This window comes from Gilliamella sp. Fer4-1 (assembly GCF_001690515.1).
Taxonomy (GTDB): domain Bacteria; phylum Pseudomonadota; class Gammaproteobacteria; order Enterobacterales; family Orbaceae; genus Gilliamella; species Gilliamella apicola_C.
On record NZ_LZGZ01000231.1, the window covers coordinates 1 to 4,732 of the forward strand.

Annotated in this window: 1 protein-coding gene; it reads left to right on the top strand. The window is 32.8% G+C overall.

Annotation, left to right across the window (positions count from 1 at the left end; translation table 11 throughout):
- Positions 1–39 precede the first annotated feature (39 nt).
- Positions 40–4,732: alpha-2-macroglobulin family protein (locus A9G30_RS08305; RefSeq protein ID WP_218057789.1), on the top strand; the 4,693-nt coding region annotated here is incomplete at its 3' end.

The window sequence follows — 4,732 nt, forward strand, 5'->3', positions numbered from 1 at the left end:
GGATTGCTTAAATTAATCTTGCAGCTACCTTTTTATATTTTGCAAAAAATTGAGGAAATAATTAGCTATTTTATCATTTTTTTATTGGTTTTAATAAAAGGTATTTTTTGGTTATTTAGCCCAATTATTGGCGATATAAAATGGTCAACACCTAGCTGGTTACCTAATGCAAAAGCATTTTATAATAGAATTGGTTCAGCATTAAATAAAATAAAAACCTTAATTGGTGCAAGTATTATTTTTGGTTTCATTGCTTATTTTTCTGGTAATTATACTTATCATTGGTATTTAAACCGTCCTAAACCAATTGAGCCAGCTTCTATTGTTGTTAGTACCTATTATCCTAAATTGAGTGCTCCGACTACAAATCAAGACAGTTTATCGATTAAATTTATTACTGACTCACTTCGTTCTCCTGTTCCGCTAGAATCACTTAATAAAGAAGAAATAACTGAAGGTATTTCTATTTCGCCAAATATTGAGGGACGATGGAAATGGCAGAACGATTCAACCTTAATTTTTATACCCCAAAATACAACATGGCCACTTGGCATTAAATATACCGTTGAATTAGATCAGGAAAAACTATTAGCTGAAAATAGTAAGCTTGAAGAGAGTCATATAACTTTTTATTCACCTAACTTTAGCTATAGATTTAAAAATCATGGTGAACTTTATTCAGATCCTACACAACTTAATATTAGAAATGTTGTTAATACAATCAAATTTAGCCATCCTGTCGATAGAGAAAGTTTTGAAAAAAACATCATTTTATCGCTTTATGAATATGAAAATGATATCTTTTTAAAAAATATCAATTTTACTGTTACCTATGGAAATAATGACAAAATTGCCTATGTAAAAAGTGCACCTATTCCTTTGCTCGATAAGGAAGGTTATTTAAAAATAACAATTAATAAAGGTGTGACTTCAACGTTAGAAGGAAATCCAATAAATTCTGATATAACTAGCACAATAAATATCCCCGATAAATATCATTTAAGCGTTACCAAAACTGAGCTTACCTTAGTTGAAAAAAGTAATGAAAAAATACAACAAGTATTAATTTTATCATTAAGCCATGCGGTTAAATCAGAGGATGTATCGAAAGTCATTAAAGTCTGGAAATTACCTGAAAATCAAGGTCGCTCATATAAGGAACGATATTACAACGACAATTCTTACCGTTATGAAACAAAATTCAATGTAACACCAGAAATACTCAAAAAAGCCATTCCTTTATCAATAAAGCCAATTGACACTGAACTTACTTATCAAAACCAAATTAGTTTTGAATTTAAAACAGAACAAAATTCTGAGTTATATATTGAAGTTAATCAACCTTTATCGTCTCAAGATGGTTACTTTCTAAAAGAACAGTATCACCAAGTATTAACCGTGCCTAACTACCCAACCTATCTTGATTTTGCGGCAAAAGGATCGCTGTTATCCCTATCAGGTGAGAAGAAACTACCTATCGTTTCGCGCAACGTAGAAAATATGAAGCTAGAAATAGATCGCGTTATACCATCGCAACTTCAACATTTGGTGGCATTTAATACAAACTATGAATTTACAGATATGGATTTTGGAGAGCTTAATAATGATCATTTTGTGGAAAAATACACAGTGACTGAAAATTTTAAAGGTGCTCCAGAAGAAGTTAAATACACAAATGTCGACTTAACTCGTTACTTAACAGCCGACACAAATGGCAATAAAAATCGTGGTGTTTTCTTATTAAGGCTTTATGGAAAAGATAAAAAGGACGCTAAATATGAGTTTATGGCTTCTCGCTTTATTGTTGTTACCGATTTAGGTATTATAGCCAAAAAGTCGCTCGATCAATCTAATGATCTCTTTATTCAATCAATAAGCTCTGGCAAACCAATTAATGGTGCGAAAGTTTCTGTACTTGGAATGAATGGGGTCACAATTACGTCTAAAATGACTGATAGCGATGGACATGTCCGTTTTGCTCCATTGTCTGAATATTATCGAGGTATCAAACCACTTTTATACGTTGTTGAAAAAGGTCGTGACCTATCATTTTTACCAATTAAAAGTTATGAAAGGAATTTAAATCTATCTCGTTTTGATATCGGCGGTATTCGTGAAACTATCGAAGGAGGAGAATTACGAGCTCATATCTTTTCAGATCGAGGAGTTTATCGCCCTGGTGACACATTTCATATCGGTACTATCGTAAGAGCACAAAAATGGACTAATTCATTGGCGGGAGTTTCTGTAGAAGCGGAAATTTACGATCCAAAATCCAATTTAGTACTAAAAAAACCAATTGTACTGGACAAATCAGGATTTAATGAACTTAGCTATAAAACCAGTTATGAATCGCCTACTGGTAATTGGTATATTAATTTATACTTAAAAAATGACAATGACGGGGATGATGAAGATTCTCGTATACTATTAGGTTCTAGCTCCATTGTCATTCGTGAGTTTGAGCCAGATAAAACAACCGTATCGCTTAAGTTGTTACCAGAAATAAAAGATGGTTGGTTAAAACCTGAAAATATCCAAGCTGAAATTAAAGCCAAAAATCTAATTGGTACAGATGCAGCTAATCGTCGAGTAACAAATACATTAATTCTAGAACCATCTTCTCCTTATTTTAAAAAATATGAAGATTACTATTTTTATCAAAATATTTCTAGCCAGAGGACTAGTTTTAAAGTTGAGTTAGATGAAGAAAAAACAGACGAAAATGGCCTAGTCAAAATTAACCTCAATGATAATATGGAAAGCTTTGAGGGTAACTATACACTAAGAATGTTAACGGATGTCTTTGAACCAGAAAGTGGCCGCAGCGTTGCTGCTACTGCAAGTGCTTTTATATCTGCGAGTGATTATTTAGTCGGAGCCAAAGCTGACGGTAATTTAAGATACATTAACAAAGATTCTGTTCGCCATATTGATTTTATCGCAATTAATCCAGCTTTAGATAAAATAGAACTAGCAGACTTAAAACTGGTTTTACTTGAAGAAACTTATTTATCGATTTTAGTCAAACAAGCTTCTGGTCTTTATAAATATGAGTCCCGTCGTAAAGAATCAGTCATCTCAGAACAATCATTTAAGATCAATCAAGATAAAACCCGTTATCAATTAGATAGCAAAAATCCAGGCAATTATATTATTCAAATCAAAGATAAAGAGGATAATTTACTTTACCAAGGAAAATATGCAATTGTTGGTACAGCTAATGTTACTCGCAATTTAGATCGTAATGCCGAACTAGCGCTAAAAATTAAAGAAGCTGAATATAAGCCAGGTGATGAAATAGAAGTGTCAATCACTGCACCATATGTAGGCAGCGGTATTATTACTATTGAGCGTGACAAAGTTTACACTTGGAAGTGGCTCCATACTGACACAACAAGCTCGGTACAAAAAATAAAACTCCCTAAAAATATTGGTGGTAACGGGTATATTAATGTCCAATTTATTCGTGACCCAAATTCAGATGAAATTTTTATGAGTCCACTTAGTTACGGCGTTATACCATTTAAAATTTCAAATGAACAATTTAACGATAAAATCGTTTTACAAGCACCCTCACTTATAAAACCAGGAGAAACACTGCCAATTACTTTACATACTAATACGCCTCAAAAAGCGGTTATCTTTGCTATAGATGAAGGCATTTTACAGGTTGCAAATTATAAACTTAAAGATCCATTAAACAGCTTCTTACGCAAGAAAGCATTATCGGTAAGTACATCGCAAATATTAGATCTTATATTGCCAGAATTTCGTCATTTAATAACGGCTTCCGCTCCTGGAGGTGATGGAGATAATGATGATGTATTATCAAATCATTTAAATCCGTTTAAACGAAAAATAGATGAGCCGGTTGCCTATTGGTCAGGGATTATTGACATAGATGGGGATAAAACGGTTGAATATAAAGTGCCCGATTATTTTAATGGTAAAATTCGTATCATGGCTGTATCGGTTGGCGATAAAACAATGGGACATAACCAAATGTCAACAACTGTACATAATGATATTGTTTTACAACCTAACGCTCCATATTTTGCTGCACCAAATGATGAGTTTGAAGTTTCCCTAAACGTAACTAATCTTATTGAAAATATTGGTGATAAAACAATTCCTATTAATGTTAAAGTTTCAACCACTCCTAACCTATTAATCACGAGTGATAATAAAAAAACCATTGAATTGGCTAGTGGCAAAGATGGGGTTTTAAAATTTAACTTTAAAGCAACAGATAAACTTGGTAATGGCGATCTTCACTTTTCCGCCAACTATAATGATATAACAATTACTCGTGATATTAGCCTTTCAATAAGACCATTAACTGAATACAGATTAATTACCAAAATGGGAAGAATGGCAGATCATAAACAAACGTTTACTGATTTTAGAAACATGTATAGTAACTTAAGTAAACGTGAAGCTGCTGCATCTTATTCACCATTTATACTAAGTAAAGGCCTAAGTACCTATTTGCAGGATTACCCACACTACTGTTCTGAACAGATTGTAAGCCGTGCAATTCCTGTTTTAATAGCGAGTAAATATCGTGATTTTGATCTGGCTTCAAAAGAAGGAATAGCTCCATTATCAGAATTATTCCAAGTGCTGCAATCTCGCCAAAATAGTGAAGGTGCAATTGGTTTATGGTACTCAACTTATAATGTTGATCCATTTATTACATTATATGCAGTAAACTTTATGCTTGAAGCTA